Annotated in this window: 16 protein-coding genes; 14 read left to right on the top strand and 2 right to left on the bottom strand. The window is 56.8% G+C overall.

The window, feature by feature from the left end:
- Positions 1-10: 10 nt before the first annotated feature.
- The 7 genes from ABUK73_RS20700 (at position 11) to ABUK73_RS20670 (ending at position 7629) form a co-directional block, all read left to right on the top strand.
- The gene (locus ABUK73_RS20700; RefSeq protein ID WP_062451855.1) at positions 11-1282 is read left to right on the top strand and encodes an ABC transporter substrate-binding protein; all 1272 of its coding nucleotides are present in this window, start codon (positions 11-13) and stop codon (positions 1280-1282) included.
- Between the two features lie 69 nt (positions 1283-1351).
- Positions 1352-2278: a carbohydrate ABC transporter permease gene (locus ABUK73_RS20695; protein WP_353578925.1), complete on the top strand. Its 927-nt coding sequence runs from the start codon at positions 1352-1354 to the stop codon at positions 2276-2278.
- 10 nt (positions 2279-2288) lie between these two features.
- Complete coding sequence (locus ABUK73_RS20690; RefSeq protein ID WP_062451857.1) at positions 2289-3119, top strand: carbohydrate ABC transporter permease; 831 nt, start codon at positions 2289-2291, stop codon at positions 3117-3119.
- A 2-nt stretch (positions 3120-3121) separates the two neighbouring features.
- Positions 3122-4204 (top strand): ABC transporter ATP-binding protein, encoded by a 1083-nt coding sequence (locus ABUK73_RS20685; RefSeq protein ID WP_353578924.1) that lies wholly within the window; start codon positions 3122-3124, stop codon positions 4202-4204.
- Positions 4201-5184 carry an NAD-dependent epimerase/dehydratase family protein gene (locus ABUK73_RS20680; protein ID WP_062451859.1) on the top strand — a complete coding sequence of 328 codons (984 nt, stop codon included), beginning with the start codon at positions 4201-4203 and terminating at the stop codon, positions 5182-5184. Before ABUK73_RS20685 ends, ABUK73_RS20680 begins: the two co-directional genes overlap by 4 nt.
- Complete coding sequence (locus ABUK73_RS20675) at positions 5181-6863, top strand: SMP-30/gluconolactonase/LRE family protein (RefSeq protein WP_062451860.1); 1683 nt, start codon at positions 5181-5183, stop codon at positions 6861-6863. The genes ABUK73_RS20680 and ABUK73_RS20675 overlap by 4 nt, the downstream gene beginning before the upstream one ends.
- A 4-nt stretch (positions 6864-6867) precedes the next feature.
- Entirely contained in the window at positions 6868-7629 is a 762-nt protein-coding gene (locus tag ABUK73_RS20670) for an SDR family NAD(P)-dependent oxidoreductase (RefSeq protein ID WP_353578923.1), read from the top strand.
- Positions 7630-8717: 1088 nt separating this feature from the next.
- Here the strand turns inward: ABUK73_RS20670 and ABUK73_RS20665 are convergent.
- On the bottom strand, positions 8718-9038 hold the full coding sequence (locus tag ABUK73_RS20665) for an ArsR/SmtB family transcription factor (RefSeq protein ID WP_454892401.1): 321 nt from the start codon (positions 9036-9038) through the stop codon (positions 8718-8720).
- Between the two features lie 492 nt (positions 9039-9530).
- Between ABUK73_RS20665 and ABUK73_RS20660 the strand changes: the two genes are divergently transcribed.
- The 7 genes from ABUK73_RS20660 (at position 9531) to ABUK73_RS20630 (ending at position 15342) form a co-directional block, all read left to right on the top strand.
- A complete protein-coding gene (locus tag ABUK73_RS20660) occupies positions 9531-10487 on the top strand; it encodes an AraC family transcriptional regulator (protein WP_353578922.1) in 957 nt (318 codons plus the stop codon).
- Positions 10488-10695: 208 nt separating this feature from the next.
- A complete protein-coding gene (locus ABUK73_RS20655; protein WP_077106954.1) occupies positions 10696-11466 on the top strand; it encodes a GntR family transcriptional regulator in 771 nt (256 codons plus the stop codon).
- A complete protein-coding gene (gene kduI / locus ABUK73_RS20650) occupies positions 11463-12299 on the top strand; it encodes a 5-dehydro-4-deoxy-D-glucuronate isomerase (protein ID WP_077106953.1) in 837 nt (278 codons plus the stop codon). The genes ABUK73_RS20655 and kduI overlap by 4 nt, the downstream gene beginning before the upstream one ends.
- 129 nt (positions 12300-12428) lie before the next feature.
- Positions 12429-13112 carry an amino acid ABC transporter permease gene (locus ABUK73_RS20645; protein ID WP_077106952.1) on the top strand — a complete coding sequence of 228 codons (684 nt, stop codon included), beginning with the start codon at positions 12429-12431 and terminating at the stop codon, positions 13110-13112.
- A gap of 7 nt (positions 13113-13119) precedes the next feature.
- Complete coding sequence (locus ABUK73_RS20640; RefSeq protein ID WP_062451825.1) at positions 13120-13773, top strand: amino acid ABC transporter permease; 654 nt, start codon at positions 13120-13122, stop codon at positions 13771-13773.
- On the top strand, positions 13757-14485 hold the full coding sequence (locus tag ABUK73_RS20635; RefSeq protein ID WP_077121740.1) for an amino acid ABC transporter ATP-binding protein: 729 nt from the start codon (positions 13757-13759) through the stop codon (positions 14483-14485). The genes ABUK73_RS20640 and ABUK73_RS20635 overlap by 17 nt, the downstream gene beginning before the upstream one ends.
- 59 nt (positions 14486-14544) lie before the next feature.
- Entirely contained in the window at positions 14545-15342 is a 798-nt protein-coding gene (locus ABUK73_RS20630) for a transporter substrate-binding domain-containing protein (RefSeq protein ID WP_353578921.1), read from the top strand.
- A gap of 186 nt (positions 15343-15528) precedes the next feature.
- Here ABUK73_RS20630 and ABUK73_RS20625 read toward each other — a convergent pair whose 3' ends face one another.
- Entirely contained in the window at positions 15529-15714 is a 186-nt protein-coding gene (locus ABUK73_RS20625; RefSeq protein ID WP_353578920.1) for a hypothetical protein, read from the bottom strand.
- Positions 15715-16017 lie beyond the last annotated feature (303 nt).

The raw sequence follows: 16017 nt of genomic DNA, 5'->3' as shown, positions 1-16017 counted from the left end.
GGAGGAACCCATGACCAAAAGAATGAGAACTCTGGCGCTTGGCACAGCGACCGCATTGTTGATGACGCTGGGCGGATTTGCTCCCGCCATGGCCGATACTGTGCTGAAGTTCATCTCCTGGCAAACGGACGATGCCGGCACGGGCGAATGGTGGCGCTCTGCCATTGCTACCTTTGAAAAACAGCATCCGGGCGTGAAAATCGAATTCACCAAAGCGGAGCGTAGTTCCTATGCCGACACGATGACAACGCTTTTCGCGGCCAACCAGCCGCCGCAGATCGTGCATTTGGCGTCATTCGAATTTCAGATGTTTGCAGATAGCGGCTGGCTCGAACCTCTCGACCCGTGGCTCAAGAAAGACACCATCGACATGACCGGTTGGGCCGGCCAGCAGAAATGCGAGTGGAACGGCGAAACTGTCTGCATCATGACCAACTATTTCGGCTTCGTCATGGCCTATAACAAGAAGATTTTGGAAGAAGCGGGCGTCGCGGTTCCGAAGACCTACGACGAGTTTTTGGCCGCAGCAAAGGCGACGACCAAGGATCTCAATGGTGATGGCATCATCGACCAGTTTGGCACCGGCCATGAAACCAAAGGCGGTCCGGGGCAATATCTGACGGAAATGCTGAACTACATCCTTGATGCAGGCGCCTACTGGACCGACAAGGACGGCAACATCACCATCGATACGCCGCAGATGGCGGAAGGCTTGAGCCGGTGGAAAACCGTCATGAAAAGCGGCATCAGCCCGGTTGACATGAGCGCCAGCGACGTACGCAAGCTCTTTGCCGACGGCAAAATGGCGATGCGCTTCGATGGGCCCTGGCTGTACGGCACGACCGAAAAGGGTTCGGCCAAGAATGACATTGTTTACGCAGCACCGCCGTTTCATCCGCCGCTCGGTGGATCGTCCAACGTGCTGGCCATGCCGGCTGATATTCCCGACGACCAGAAGGCATTGGTCTGGGATTTCATCAAGCTGACGATGTCGCCGGAATTCCAGCGCAGCTATGCCACACTTGGCGGCAACACTCCGCCAAGCCCGAAGGCCGACGTCTCGGGTGTCGAAAAGACCATCCCGCATTTTCCCGTACTCATCGCCACGATGAAGGCGGCATCCGAGGCGGGTATCGACCGCGTTCCGACCGGACTTGAGCTCTTCTACAATGAGTTCAGCAAGATGGTGATGGAAGAAAGCCAGCGGATGATCATACAGGATCTCGATCCGGCAGAGGTGGCGAAGACCATGCAGGCAAAGGCGGAAGCCATCAAGGGTTAATCCCAATGTCTCGCCATGGCCCTCTTAAAGGGCCATGGCCATCATCCGCATCCGGCAGGAGGACTATCCATGACCGAATCCGTTCGGGCTGGGCGTCGCAAGTTTTTCGATCTTGCGCGTCCCAGCCGGCAACATCTTCTCGGCTATATTCTGATCGCACCCGCGGTCCTGATGGTTGCCGCCATCATCGTCTGGCCGCTCGTTTTGGCCATCGACCTGTCGTTCCAGCAGGTTAAGATTCCAAGGCTCGGTGGCGCCAGCCGACCATTCTCATTGGCCAATTACAACTGGCTGTTTTCGTCACCGGAATTCTGGCTGGCCTGCTGGGTGACGTTGAAGCTGGTTATAGTTGTCACCGTCGGCAGTGTTGCCGTTGGTCTGAGCACGGCGCTTCTCGCCAACAACCGCTTTAAGGGCCGCACCGTCGCGCGGCTGGGAATGGCGCTGCCCTGGGCTGTCCCGGAAATCATCGCGGTCGTCATTTCTGCATGGATGTTTGACACCTCCTTTGGCCTGTTCGGCTGGCTGGCGATCCAGCTCGGTTTCACTGACCAGATGATACCCTGGGTCAGCAGTTCCACGGCCGCCTTCTGGGCCGTTGCCATCACCATGGTGTGGAAGGGCTTTCCATTCGTGTCGATCATGTGTCTCGCCGGCCTGCAGTCCATTCCCGCCGATTATTACGCGGCCGCAAAGGTGGATGGCGCAAGTGTCTGGCAGCGTTTCCGCTGGATCACTATGCCGCTGTTGATGCCGGTTCTGGGCGTGACGCTGGTGCTGACGCTGCTTTGGGTGTTCCGCGACTTTTCGATCATCAAGGTTTTGACCGGCGGCGGGCCGCTGCGTTCGACCCAGACATTGTCGATCATGACCTATGACCAGGCCTTCCAGTACCACAATTTCGGCCGTGCCGCCGCCGTCGGCGTGCTGACACTGGCGATCTGCATCGTCGCGAGCCTGTTGATGCTCGGCCGGCGTTCTAAATCGATCTATTGAGGAGGCTTTGATGAAGCGAACATTTTTGCAGAGCCTTGCTCTTTACGCGACCGTCATCTTCACGCTGGTGATGATCCTCTTCCCGGTTTACTGGCTTCTTGTCACAGCACTTTCCACCACCGATGAGCTGTACCGGCTGCCGCCGACCTTCTGGCCGGAAGACGCGCAGTGGGATATTTTCGCCCGCGTCTGGGCGGCAAAACCGATCCTGCTCTGGCTCTGGAATTCGATGCTGGCGGCCATCGGTTCTGTGGCGCTGTCGATGCTGGTTTCGGTCAGCGCCGGTTATGCGCTCTCGCGCTACTCCATGAGGGGCGGCGCGACCATGGGTCTCTTCGTACTGACGGCGAAGATGCTGCCTGCGACGCTGCTGGTCATTCCACTGTTTTCCATCTTTTCCAGCTTCGGCCTGATCGGCAGCCTGTGGACGCTGGTGCTGGCGCATTCGACGATGATCATTCCGTTCGCCACGTGGATGCTAAAGGGCTATTTCGACACCATTCCCAAAGAACTGGAACAGGCCGCCATGGTGGACGGTTGCTCGCCGATCGGCGCGATGGTGCGCGTCGTGCTTCCGATCGCCACACCCGGTCTTGCAGCCACAGCCCTTTATGCCTTTGTGCTCAGCTGGGCAGATTATGCCTATGCGCGCACCTTCCTCGTCAACTCGCCGGACAATTGGACGGCCAATCTCGGCATCACCACGATGCAGGGCGAATACGTCACCTACTGGAATGACATATCCGCCGCATCGGTGTTCATCGCGCTGCCGATCATCGCAATCTACCTGTTCCTGGAACGTTATTTGGTCGGCGGCCTCACCGCTGGCGCGGAGAAATAAGCATGGCCAATATATCCATTCGCAATGTCAGCAAATCTTATGGCGCGCTCAATGTACTCAGGCCCTTTTCGCTTGAGATCGAGAACGGCGAGTTCGTGGTTCTGGTCGGGCCTTCCGGCTGCGGCAAGTCGACGATGTTGAAAATCCTTGCCGGTCTCGAACCGGCAAGCGACGGGCAGATATTCATCGGCGACAATGAGGTCACGGATCTGGCACCGGGTGACCGCGACATCGCCATGGTCTTCCAGAACTATGCGCTTTATCCGCACCTGACCGTTCGCCAGAATATCGGCTTCGGCCTAAAGATGCGCGGCACCGACAAGGCCGAGCTCGACCGCCGGGTCAACGATGCGGCGCGCATCCTAGAAGTGACACCCTATCTCGACCGCAAGCCCAAGGATCTGTCGGGCGGCCAGCGGCAGCGCGTCGCGCTGGGCCGCGCCATCGTGCGCCAGCCGCAGGCCTTCCTGATGGATGAGCCGCTTTCCAACCTCGACGCCAAGCTGCGTGTCCATATGCGCGCCGAAATCGGCGCCCTGCACAAACGTATCGGTGTCACCACCGTTTATGTAACGCATGACCAGGTGGAAGCCATGACCATGGCGGACCGGGTGGTTATCATGCAGGGTGGCGTCATCCAGCAAATCGCTGCACCGGACGAGCTCTTCAATAATCCGGCCAATCTTTTCGTTGCTGGTTTCATCGGCTCGCCGGGCATGAATTTCCTCAATGCGGAACTGCGCAACGGTACGCTGACACTGTTTGGCCAAACGGTAACGATGCCTAAAGCCCGAGCCCATGAAGGAAATTTCGTTGTCGGCCTGCGACCGGAGCATCTGACGCTGGGCGATGCGCCCGTGATGTTCAACGTCCGTCCGACGCTGGTGGAAAGTCTGGGATCGGAGAAATACGTCTATTTCGATGATGGCGGCGCAAGGGTGGCCGATGGCGAAGAGGGCAAGTCCAAGGGGCTGATCGCCCGCGTCTCCCATACCGGCAGCCTTGCTGGCGATGAGGCGCTGCGGCTCGGTTTCGATCCAGCTCAGCTCTATCTCTTTGATGCAAAGACCGGAGCACGGCTATGATCCTGGTCACCGGATCGGCAGGCCGTGTCGGCCGCGCCGTGGTTGCCGCGTTGCGCGCTGGTGGCCGCACCGTTCGTGGCCTCGATCTGAAGCCGTCAGGAACCGGTGGCGAGGAAACTGTCGGGTCGCTGGAGGATGCCCAGGCCATTTCCAAAGCCATGGTCGGCGTGAGTGCGGTCCTGCATCTGGGAGCCTTCATGTCCTGGGTACCCGCTGATCGCGACCGCATGTTCGCTGCCAATGTCGAGGGCACGCGTCGGCTTTTGGACGCGGCCTCGGCGGCTGGAGTTCGCCGGTTCGTCTTTGCATCTTCTGGTGAAGTGTATCCTGAAAACCGCCCGGAGTTCCTGCCGGTCACCGAAGACCATCCGCTTCGTCCCAATTCGCCCTATGGTTTGACGAAGCTGCTGGGCGAAGAGCTGGTAGGATTTTATCAACGGACTAGCTCCATGGAAACGGTGATCCTGAGGTTCTCACATACGCAGGATGCGGCGGAACTTCTGGATGAAGACAGTTTCTTTTCCGGTCCTCGCTTTTTCCTACGGCCGCGCATTCGCCAGCAGCAGAATTTCGGAAACACGGCTATCGCCGAACTGCTTCAGTCCAAAGACATTGATGAGCCCTCGCACATTCTGGCGCGCAATGAAAACGGCCGACCGTTCCGTATGCACATCACCGATACGCGCGACATGGTGGCAGGCATTCTGCTCGCTCTCGATCACCCCGAGGCGGCTGGAGGTACCTTCAATCTAGGTGCCGACGAACCAGTCGATTTCGCCGCACTTCTGCCGAAGATTGCAGCGCTGACCGGCCTTCCCATCGTCACGGTCGATTTTCCCGGCGATGGCGTTTATTACCATACGTCCAACGAGCGGATCAGAAACAAATTGGGGTTTGAAGCAGAATGGACGATGGACCGGATGCTGAACGACGCGGCGGCCGCAAGGCGGGGGCGGTGCGCGAAGGAGCAGAGGCGATGAAGCCTGAGACGCCTGGCGGCACGGCGGCGCTGGCCAAGGGGCTAACCCTGCTCGACATGGTTGCCGATGCGCCCGAACCGCCACGTTTTGCTGAGTTATTGCGCGCTTCCGGACTGCCGAAGCCGACCTTTGCACGCATCCTGCGCACCCTTATCGCCTACGGCCTTGTCCGGCAGGATGCGGCCCGTGGCACTTATGTTCTTGGCCAGCGTTTTCTGGAAATGTCCCACAAGGTCTGGGAGAGTTTTGATCTCCTCTCGGCGGCGACCCCAGAGCTCGAGCGGCTGGCGGCCGAGCTGGGCGAGACAGTTGCGCTGTGTCGGCTTGACGGCACGATGACGCAATATCTGGCCGAGCGTTCGCCGAATGGTCTTTCCGTGCGCGTCGAGGTAGGGCGCCGCGTCCCCCTGCATTGCACGGCACCTGGCAAGGCGCTGCTCGCCTTTCAGGACCCGGCCGTCGGTCGGGCCCTGCTGGATCGCCTGCCGCTCGACCCGCAGACAGCCAAAACCATCACGACGCTCGATGCGCTCCAGGCTGACCTTACATTGACGCGAGCGCGTGGTTATTCGATATCTTATGAGGAGCATCTGCCGGGCGTGAATTCGGTTGCGGCCCCTGTAATAGGCCGTGATAATACGCCGATGGGCGTGCTGGTCGCGCTTGGACCCTCATCACGGCTTGATACCTCCATCATTCATCCTGCCGGACGTGAACTGATTGCCGCCGCGCGTCGCATCACTGGTGCCGCCGGGGCCGTCGCTATCAGTTCCAGACCAAGGCCGCGATCGGCAACGGGCCGACCAAGCGCCGATTTGACGTGTATCCTTCCATGGGGTGCACAGCTCGGCGAGAGCCCCGTGTGGCATGACGGCGAGAACGCTCTCTACTGGGTGGACATCCTTCACCCCGCCGTTCATCGCTTTGATCCGGCGACAGGGCGTAACGAGACCTGCGAGACCGGCAAGTTGGTCAGTGCGGTCATTCCGGTTCGCGGTGGACGTCTGCTCGTCGCGTCTCAGGATGGGATCGAATGGCTTGATTTTTCGTCCGGACGCCTCACCCCCTTTGTGAGCCCGGAGGCAGGCATCGCCGATAATCGCCTTAACGATGCCAAATGTGGGCCCGACGGGGCGATATGGGTTGGATCGATGAGAATTGATGCATCCAAGCCAACAGGCGCGCTTTATCGGATCAATGCCAATGGCGCTTTCGAGCGCAAGGAGGGTGGCATCATCGTTTCCAATGGACTCGGCTGGAGCCCCGATGGGAAAACATTCTACTTCGTTGACACGGTTCCTGGTCTCATCCACGCCTATGATTGCAACACTGTCAATGGAACGCTGTCCAATCGGCGCGAGTTCGCACGCATTCCCGTCGCTGACGGTCGGCCTGATGGCCTAGCCGTGGATGTGGAGGGAGGGGTCTGGTGTGCAATCTGGGACGGCTGGTGCGTGCGCCGTTATCTTCCGGACGGCAAGCTAGACCAGGTCATCGACATGCCGGTGCCGCGCCCGTCCAGCATTGCCTTTGGCGGGCCGGATCTTTCGACGCTGTTCATCACCAGCGCCCGGACGCGCCTGCCGGCGTCCACGCTTGCCGAGGCGCCGCTCTCGGGCGGCCTGTTTTCCTGCCGTCCCGGAACCGCCGGGGCGCGGATTTCTGTGTTTGAAGGATAAACGCATGCGTCTCGAAAGTGTGTTTGGACTGACGGGCCGCACTGCGCTCGTCACAGGTTCTAGCGGCGGCATAGGTGCCGCCATCGCGCAGGGGCTAGCGGGCGCAGGGGCCCGTGTTATTCTGCATGGCGTGAAGGCTGGAGCCGCTGCAGCCGTTCAGCGCCAGATCGTCGCAAGCGGTGGCAAAGTGCAAGAACTGGCGGGCGATCTTTCAGAGCCCGGTGCCGGCCGCGATCTCATCGAGCGCGCCGAGACAATTGCCCCGGTCGATATTCTTGTCATCAATGCCAGCGCACAGATCAACGCTGTGCTGTCAGAACTGACGCCGAACGATCTGGCGTTTCAGCTGGCGGTCAATCTTGGCTCGACCGTGGATATGCTTCAAGCGGCTCTTCCGCGCATGGCGGCCCGTAAGTGGGGCAGGGTGGTTTCTATCGGCTCGGTCAATCAGTTGCGACCGAAGGGCATCGTCACCGCCTATGCCGCGACCAAGGCTGCCCAGCATAATCTGATTCAGAGCCAGGCGCGGGATTATGCGCGTGACAATGTCTTGCTCAATACGCTCGCTCCCGGCCTCATAGACACCGACCGCAACGCCCACCGTCGTGACGAGGATCCCGAGGGCTGGGACAACTACGTCCGTACGCTAAACTGGATGGGCCGTGCCGGGCAGCCGGAAGAAATGGTGGGGGCCGCCATCTTCCTTTCATCTCAGGCGTGCAGTTTCATGACAGGAGAGAACATTCTCTTGACCGGTGGATATTGAAGGGTTGCTGCGAACGCTTAGCAAGCACGAGGTTTTATTGGAATTGGGGTGCTGACGCTCCAGCCTTGATTGCCTGAATAGTAAATGCCGCAGCTCTTATCATTATCTCGGCGCGACATTGTAATTCATCGGACCAATAGCTTGAGCTGCTTTACGCGGTTCAGCGCGATTGGCAAAGTGGGGGTGCGGACGATAACTTGGACCACCAGTGAGTCAAATCCTGCCAAACAATCAGTGATCTAAGCTTGCAGAGGTTGTTTTGTGGTCGTCGACGGTTCGATTCCTTTCAAGGCGATGGCACTCCATTGCTGGCATCCACAGGTGTGAGTCCATTCAATAACGGTAACAAGTTCATAGAGCGCGCGCGGTTGCGATAGGGGCGGCGAGCAACCAGACGCCCAAAAAGGCACGCTCCTACGGTGCCAGTGTATATGCACCGCCTCCGCCTCTGAGCTTGGACGCTAAGAACTCCCCGAGCCGAGAGCCATCCGCATTGCGAACGACAATTTTGAGTCTCCCCCGTAAATCCGGACGCCTCAATAGGAAAATTGCAAGCGCGACTATTGCAGCGCGATTAGCTGCCTCAACGTCCGTTTCGCACACCACTTCACGTCGAACGCAAGTTTCGCAGTCCCATATTTCAAATGAGTAACTTTGCATTCCATCCGCCCCCAGACAGCACGATTTAAAACATATGCCTTTTCAGATGATTCGAATGCTCTGATTATTGACGTAAAGATATTATGGGTTCTACTTTTTGGATTGTTCGCCAGAACTTCCTAGTCGAGGTGCAAAATTTTACTGCAATTCCGCCACTACTACTAAAATTTATGGTTATTTCTCTGCAATCGAGCGGTACATTTCTCATCCAAACCGCGAGCAACGCGTAAACGAGCTTGCTTGATCGAGAAGTATACGCTTGTTGTACGGCGGGGGCTAGTTCTTTGGCAAATGTGAGCTTGTCTTGCACGACCATCCAGTTGGCCACGTCCCAACAGTCTGCGGGGAGCGACGCGGCGTCAACAGCCGGTCATGTAAACCCGGGACGGTATGAAGAAAGCTGAATTGCCTACAAGCGTGGGCCTATTTCAGGCCGGAACCGAGAGCCTGGGTGCTTCCTCGCTGAAAATTTCTTCTAAAGCCGCTAAAATTTGCCGTACCGGCTCGGAGCGGCTGAAATAATAAATCGTCTGGGCATCGCGGCGGGTTTGCACCACATTTGCATTGCGCAGTTTGGAAAGATGTTGAGATAACGCTGATTGGCTGAGGCCAACCTTTTCTGCTAGCTGACCCACCGGCATTTCTCCCTCAACGAGGATCCGAAGTATCGTGAGTCTCTTTGGGTTCTCCAGCGCGGATAAGAGCGTCACTGCCGAATTAATTGATTGCTCATCAAGGCGTCTGCTCACTACGTTTGTCTCCAAAGCTATTCTCATTTAGGCAAAGATTGACAGGATACGGATCTCTTGTTCCTTACCTCCGCCGACCACCAAATGGCACCTGGGGGAGAAAGTAAGCCAATCTTTGCTAATTTAGATTAGTCGGTATCCGTCAATCTTCAATGCGAACAACGCTGATGAGTGCCTCTAAGGTGCAGTGATGTCACTGAGGTGCAGGTTTATTGCGCGGTTTGACGGAGGTTAACTGATTTGCCTATTAAAAAGTGGTCCGCCGAAATTTGGAACCGTCCTTTGGGAATGCAGAACTGGTTGTCAGAGGCTCGGATTGAAGCAGGAACTTCATGTGACCGATTTATGTAGCTTAATTTGTATCTGTCCATTGAACGACCGATTTCAAACAAAATCTGAGCTTCATTGCCACGCATAAGAAGATTCGAGTATGGTTGAATCGTGTTTCATGCGTTTTTTAGCGAAGTTAACACGTGTTTGGATGTGTTAGGAATGTCGAACGGTCCGTACAAAGAACTCAAAATTTCGTCCAGGGATATCGGAGAAGTTGAGGAGTATTTGAGTGACGCTTATGCCCCGGTGTCTGCAACTCCACTCGGCTCGCACCACAAGTACGGGGTCAACGGACATCTCGCCGTGCTCGATGACGTTTTCTTCGAATGGTCGAAAACAATTGGAAGTTATCGCGTTACTCCCATCGAAATGTTCGATTCTGTTCTCTTCAATTTCGTCAGCGAAGGGACAACGGATTACCATTTCAAGGACAATAAATTAACGATCGCCGCCGATCAGGTGATTGGTTACCGGCACGCAGACAACGTTGATGTTCTGGACGGAAGTGAACATTCAACAGTTGTCATTTCTGATGACCTTCTCTGCAAGCGGATGTCCATATTGCTTGATAAGCCGGTGGTTCACACGGTTGAATTTAGCAAGGGTGCCTTGGATCAGCGAAATCTCAAAGGACTTCCAGCTCTTGTCGAGTTTTTGTACAATTCATCGGTCCAGCAACTCGCGGGATCGCTCAATGCACGTTCGTCGGCTGTTGGAAATTTGGTCATTGATAGTTTCCTTTTAAACTATCCGAACAACTATACTCAGACGCTGACGGCGCCTGTGCCCTTAGTTGCACCAAGACAGGTGCGGCGGGCGATCGATTATATCCACGCGCATCCAGCGGACAGAAGCTCTCCCGAATTCTTAGCTAGCCTGAGCGCTGTTAGCGTCCGCTCTCTGCAGTATTCTTTCTTGCTTTCGGTAGGACAGACGATCAGCGAGTATCAGCGCGCTTTGCGCCTGCAAAAAGCTCGCGACGACCTCGATCAAAGTAGCAATCTCTCCGCGAAGGCAATTGCTGAGAAATGGGGATTTGCATCGCATAGTGCCTTTACACAAAGTTTCAAAAAAGCGTTTGGCGTCACTCCATCCCAGGCCCGCAGGGGTAATTGAACGTTCCGATCTGTTCTTTTCATATGGGTTTCATCCATTGGTGAAGTTGGAGCGATAATCAACACATTGTGCTACTTTCATGATTGTTGGTTCGATCCGCTTGCGCTCACTTGGATATTAATATACTACTTCCTGTGAGCCAACGGGAGGGGCTAAGGGTGAAGTATAACTTAGGCCACATGATCGCTGACATGCGCAGGATGACGCGATGAGCGAAGCCCGCAAGAAGCGCTCGATCGCCGGTGTCACGTACCCCGCCTATGAGCGCGCAGCCGCCCCGCGCGCTGCAACTCTGATTTACGACACGCTACGCAACGACATCATTTCACTGCGTCTCAAGCCGATGGACCTTCTTAATGAGAAAGAACTGCAGGCGCAGTTCGGCGTCAGTCGCACACCAATCCGCGAGGCGATCCTGCGCCTTTCCGACGATGGGCTCGTTGACGTCTTTCCGCAAGCAGGGACCTTTGTTTCACGAATTCCACGCAGGGCACTTTATGAGGCGATCCTAGTGCGCAAGGCACTGGAGGATACGACCGTCTCTATCGCCACCGAGAAGATAACGCCGGCCGGCATTCGCTCACTGGAGCGCAATCTAGATGATCTCAGAGCCTGCGTGCATGATGGTGATTTCGAGTCCTTCCACGTTGTTGACAACGATTTTCATAAGCTGATCAGTGATATCGCCGGCTTCCCTGGTATGTGGGCGATCATCCAGCAGGTGAAGGTTCATTCCGATCGCTACCGCCTGCTGACACTGCCGCAGGAAGGGCGTCTTGCGCGCGTCATCGAGGAGCATTCGGGAGTAATCGACTGTATGAAGGCCGGAGACAAGGCCGGTGCTGCCGCCGCCATGGGCTTTCACCTCGGCAAGTTGCTCGGCGAAGTCGAGAAGGCCGTGTTCTGGGATCCGAACTATTACATCGAGGATGCAAATTCTCCGCTGGCATCCAAAAAAGAGAAGGAGAAAAATCAATGACGATCGATGTCCGTTATGCTTCCCATCCAGAGGCCGTTCGCGACTACGACACTCAAACGCTACGCCGCCATTTTCTAGTTGAGACGATTTTCTCAGGCGGCGAGATTCGGCTCACCTATTCGCATTATGACCGCATGGTCATTGGTGGCGTGACGCCGCTCGGCGAAAGCCTGACGCTTGGCGCACCGAACCAAATCGGTCAGGAGACCTTCCTGGCGGAGCGGGAACTAGGCGCGCTGAACGTCGGTGGCGCGGGCCGAATCATTGTCGATGGCAAGAGCCATGCGCTGGCGAAATATGCTTGCCTCTATGTTGGAAAGGGTGCCAAGGATGTCCTCTTCGAGAGTGACAACGCTGGCACCCCGGCAAAATTCTACCTTGTCTCTGCGCCGGCGCATCAGGCGCATCCGACGGTCCTCCTGACCCGCGACAACGCCCGCCATCTGGTCACAGGCGAGGCGGCGACCGCCAACAAGCGCTCGATCTACCAGTTCATTCACCCGGGAGTCTGCCAGTCCTGCCAGCTGACCATGGGCTTCACCATGATCGAGCAGGGTAGCGTCTGGAACACAATGCCATCGCACACCCATGACCGGCGCATGGAAGCATATCTCTATTTCGACCTGGAAGCCGATCAGCGCATCTTTCACTTCATGGGCGAGCCGCAGCAGACCCGCCACATGCTGATCGCCAACGAGCAGGCAGTCCTCTCTCCGTCCTGGTCTATCCACTCGGGTGTCGGCACCAAGAATTACAGCTTCATCTGGGCGATGGCCGGTGACAACAAGAGCTTCACCGACATGGACCACATCGCCATCGCGGATCTGAGGTAAGACGGGCTGTCCTGTTCCTAACACGGGAAGCATCGAACGACGTTCACGGTACCGTCATCCCCGTCGATGACGTCTGGCTCACATAATAAAACATTGGCACCGGAAAAACCCGGAGCGCAGGGAGGAATCATGAATTATCAGTTCGATTTCGGGGCACTGTTGCCCTACTGGCAGGACTTTCTATCCGGTGCTCTGACGACAATCGAGATCACGGTGTTTGCGGTTATCATCGGCATGGCGATCGGTGTAGCCTGCGCTATTGGCCGCCGTTCGAACTCAGCCATCCTGCGAAGCATTGTCAGCATCTATATCGAGACGGTTCGCAACACGCCGTTCATCGTCCAGATATTCTTCATCTTCTTCGGCCTGTCGTCGATCGGTTTCCGGTTGCCAATCATCGCGGCCTCAGTATTCGCGATGGTCATCAATGTCGGGGCCTATACCGCTGAGATCGTTCGCGCCGGCATGGATTCTATCCATCCGAGCCAAATCGAGGCCGCAGAAGCGCTAGGTCTTTCGAAGCTCCAGATCTACCGCGACATCATCCTTCTGCCGGCGATCGAGCGCGTCTATCCCGCACTCTCGAGCCAGTTCATTCTGATGATGCTGTCAACCTCGATCTGCTCGCAGATCTCGGCTGAGGAGTTGACGGGCATTGCTAACAACATCCAGTCGAACACCTTCCGCTCGCTGGAAACCTATTTCGTCGTGGCGCTTCTCTACATCGCGATCACCTATCTGATGCGTGCTGCCTTTTTCGGGCTTGGCCTCATCGCATTCCCGCGCCGCCGCCGGCTCGGGCTCGGCGTGTGAGGTGATGATGCTCGGCGCTTTCTCGACCAATCACCTTTTCTACCTGCTCGACGGCCTGCTCTGGACGGTCGTGCTCTCCGCGCTCGCCTTCATTCTTGGCGGCCTTGCCGGCTTTTTCGTCATGCTGGCCCGGATATCGCGCTTCCGCTGGCTACGGCGCACGGCGCTCATCTATATTCAGATCGTCCAAGGCACACCGCTGCTGATCCAGATGTTCCTGCTATATTTTGGGCTTGGCGTGTTCGGCGTCTCGGTGCCGCCGTTGGTCGCCGCCGGTCTCGGAATGATGGTCTATTCGAGCTCCTATCTCGGCGAGATCTGGCGCGGCTCGGTGGAATCCATAGCCAAGACCCAATTTGAAGCTGCCGAATGCCTTGGGCTCTCGCGATGGCAGGCACTGCGGGACGTCATCCTGCCACAGGCGCTGAAAATCGCCACGCCACCGACAGTCGGTTTCCTTGTTCAGCTCGTCAAGAACACCTCCCTCGCATCCGTCGTCGGCTTCTTGGAGCTGACGCGTGCAGCGCAGGTCATCAACAACTCCATGTTTCAGCCGTTTCTGGTCTTCGGCATTGCAGCGCTTTTCTACTTCTGCGTCTGTTTTCCGCTGTCGGTCTGGAGCCGTTCGCTCGAGAGGAAACTCAATGCCGGCCGTCGTTAAACTCACCAATGTCGTCAAGCGCTTCGGTGCCCTGGAGGTGCTGAAAGGCGTCTCGTTCGAGATCAACACCGGCGAAGTGGTTGCGCTGATCGGCCAGTCCGGTTCTGGCAAGAGCACGGCCCTTCGCTGCATCAACCGGTTGGAGACGATCCAGGACGGAACGATAGAGGTCTGCGGCCATCACGTACAAGATCCGGAGCTAGATTTGAGGGAGCTGCGCCGCGACATCGGCATGGTGTTCCAGAGCTACAATCTCTTCCCGCACATGACGGTTGCCGAAAACATTATGTTGGCACCGCGTCGTGTCAAGTCGATGCATAAGGACGAGGCGTTCCAGATCGCGAGGGAGGTTCTCGCCAAAGTTGGCTTGTCGGAGAAGATCGATAATTATCCCGAGCAGCTTTCGGGTGGCCAACAGCAGCGCGTGGCGATCGCCCGCTCGCTCGCCATGCGGCCGAAGGTGATGCTGTTCGACGAAGTGACCTCGGCGCTTGATCCGAAGCTAACGGGCGAGGTGCTGCGCGTTATGGAAGATCTTGCGCGGGGCGGCATGACGATGATCGTCGTCACTCACGAGATGGGCTTTGCCAAGCGGGCAGCCAACCGCGTCATCTACATGCATACCGGAAAAGTTTGGGAGACGGGAGGGGCTGATATCCTCTCAAATCCGCAGACGCCGGAATTAAAGGAATTCATGGCCGAAGAGCTCTGAATCCATGGAGGAGTGCCTGCGCCAAGCGCGGGATTAGGTAAACGAGAGAGGAGTCTCATATGCCGACAAGAATAATTTCGAAACTGGCACTTATCGCTGGAGCTGGCCTGCTGGCCTTTGCATCCGCCGCCAATGCCGACGTGCTTGATAATATCAAGAAGGCGGGCAAGGTGCGAATCGCAGTGGCGATGGGCACCCCCGAATATTCCTTCGTTGATGAAAACCTGAAGCCGACAGGCTCTGACGTCGAAACCGCCAAGCTGATAGCCAAAGATCTGGGCGTCGAGCTCGAACTGGTGGAAATCACAAATGCTGCGCGCGTTCCCTCGGTACAGACGGGCAAGGCTGACATGGTGGTTTCTTCGCTCGGCATCACAGAGGAACGCAAGAAGGCGATCGATTATTCGGTCCCTTACGCGACGCTCGCTCTCGTCGTTGCTGGCCCGGCCGACGTCGCGATCAAGGATTATGCAGATCTCGACGGTAAGCGCGTCGGTGTGACCCGCGCGACGACCAACGACCAGGATATCACGGCAAAGGCAAAGGGTGCCGATGTCGTCCGCTTCGAGGACGACGCGACACTGATCACTTCTGTCGTCTCGGGCCAAGTCAATATCTTGTCCAGCCAGTCGGCGGTCATCAACGGGATCAACAAGAAGATGACGAGTAATCCCTTGCAGGTGAAGTTCACTCAGAAGGAAACCAATCTTGGCATCGGGATTCCGAAGGGTGAAACCGCGCTGAAAGGCTGGCTCGACGGATGGGTCAAAACCAATTTCGACAATAAGGTGTTGCGCGACATCTATCGCAACTACCACAATGCCGAGTTGCCCGATGATCTGACATCGCGCCAGTGATGAAGTGAAGCGCTGGGGTCGAAGGGCCTCAGCGACTTTCGGGGGGTGATAAACTATCTGCATACTCGACACCGTCCGTAATGCCGGTGAGCAAGATAGCGAAGGAGCCTGCGACTATTCACGTCCATTGATTGTAAGATGCCTCCACATGTGGAAGGACCAGGATACCATACGGAACTAAGCTGGTTAGGCGCACAGAACTAGATTCGGACGGAAACTTGGACCACCCAGGAGGTAGTTCATGTATTCGCGCTCGGACGCTGGCGCAAAGGTGTTGCGGTGTTTCATGGATGGGGCAGCGCTCATGACCGAGCGGCTCATTCCGCCACGTCGGGTGGCATAGACGTAGCCGATCGGATACTTCGTGGGCAATTCCTCTCCACCGCAAAGAGCAAGGACCGCGACTTGCTTCAACCAATCGGATAGTCCGGACGGCAGGATCGACCGACCATTGAAGTCCTCGTTTCCGGAAAAGACTCTCGAACCCATGCATTTAAAGTCCAACGACCTGGATAAGCCAGCGTCTTATCGTCGTTGAGATATAGCGGTGATAAGTGCGGCAGCGCTCAAGCGCCGCCTGTTTCCGGGGCTCTTAAAACCTCGGTGCGCGAGCCATCCAACCAATGCGCAGACCTCCTGGTGGTCCAAGTTTTCGTCCGAGTCCCTTCTTTGCTC

Origin of the sequence: Agrobacterium vacciniicorymbosi (genome assembly GCF_040427045.1) — a bacterium.
Lineage (GTDB): Bacteria > Pseudomonadota > Alphaproteobacteria > Rhizobiales > Rhizobiaceae > Agrobacterium.
This window is presented reverse-complemented; position numbering and strand designations above follow the sequence as displayed.

Coding starts and splice junctions, on each gene's coding strand:
- ABUK73_RS20685 (WP_353578924.1), top strand. CDS start 3,122: ATGGCCAATATATCCATTCGCAATGTCAGCAAATCTTATGGCGCGCTC.
- ABUK73_RS20640 (WP_062451825.1), top strand. CDS start 13,120: ATGCTCGGCGCTTTCTCGACCAATCACCTTTTCTACCTGCTCGACGGC.
- ABUK73_RS20700 (WP_062451855.1), top strand. CDS start 11: ATGACCAAAAGAATGAGAACTCTGGCGCTTGGCACAGCGACCGCATTG.
- ABUK73_RS20645 (WP_077106952.1), top strand. CDS start 12,429: ATGAATTATCAGTTCGATTTCGGGGCACTGTTGCCCTACTGGCAGGAC.
- ABUK73_RS20675 (WP_062451860.1), top strand. CDS start 5,181: ATGAAGCCTGAGACGCCTGGCGGCACGGCGGCGCTGGCCAAGGGGCTA.
- ABUK73_RS20655 (WP_077106954.1), top strand. CDS start 10,696: ATGAGCGAAGCCCGCAAGAAGCGCTCGATCGCCGGTGTCACGTACCCC.
- ABUK73_RS20680 (WP_062451859.1), top strand. CDS start 4,201: ATGATCCTGGTCACCGGATCGGCAGGCCGTGTCGGCCGCGCCGTGGTT.
- kduI (WP_077106953.1), top strand. CDS start 11,463: ATGACGATCGATGTCCGTTATGCTTCCCATCCAGAGGCCGTTCGCGAC.
- ABUK73_RS20635 (WP_077121740.1), top strand. CDS start 13,757: ATGCCGGCCGTCGTTAAACTCACCAATGTCGTCAAGCGCTTCGGTGCC.
- ABUK73_RS20630 (WP_353578921.1), top strand. CDS start 14,545: ATGCCGACAAGAATAATTTCGAAACTGGCACTTATCGCTGGAGCTGGC.
- ABUK73_RS20695 (WP_353578925.1), top strand. CDS start 1,352: ATGACCGAATCCGTTCGGGCTGGGCGTCGCAAGTTTTTCGATCTTGCG.
- ABUK73_RS20690 (WP_062451857.1), top strand. CDS start 2,289: ATGAAGCGAACATTTTTGCAGAGCCTTGCTCTTTACGCGACCGTCATC.
- ABUK73_RS20660 (WP_353578922.1), top strand. CDS start 9,531: ATGTCGAACGGTCCGTACAAAGAACTCAAAATTTCGTCCAGGGATATC.
- ABUK73_RS20670 (WP_353578923.1), top strand. CDS start 6,868: ATGCGTCTCGAAAGTGTGTTTGGACTGACGGGCCGCACTGCGCTCGTC.